1 pseudogene is annotated in these 295 nt (G+C 28.8%); it reads left to right on the plus strand.

What is annotated here, in order from left to right:
* Positions 1-295 (plus strand): annotated as a pseudogene (locus FOT98_RS31635) (IS200/IS605 family accessory protein TnpB-related protein); the annotation flags it as partial.

A 295-nucleotide genomic window follows, 5' to 3' on the forward strand; every position in this document is an offset into this window, starting at 1 on the left:
CAAGCGCAAACGATCCTTTTCTCTCAAAAAGAACTTCTTCCTGTTTACCTAGAAAACAATCAAAAAAAGTTAGAAAAGACGTTACAAAAAATAGATGATTATGAACGCGGCAAAAAAAGACCTAAACAAGTTGCATTAGAAACTTGTTTAATTGGCTTAAGAAAACGAAAACAAAAATTAGAACAAAAAATTGAAATGTATGCAAAACATATTAAAAATAAAACATTACCTCCTATTATTTTTGGTGGGCGGAAAAATTTCTATGAAAGAATGAAAAACAAGATATCCAATCAAG

The organism is Bacillus sp. HY001 (assembly GCF_007558965.1).
Lineage (GTDB): Bacteria > Bacillota > Bacilli > Bacillales > Bacillaceae_G > Bacillus_A > Bacillus_A mobilis.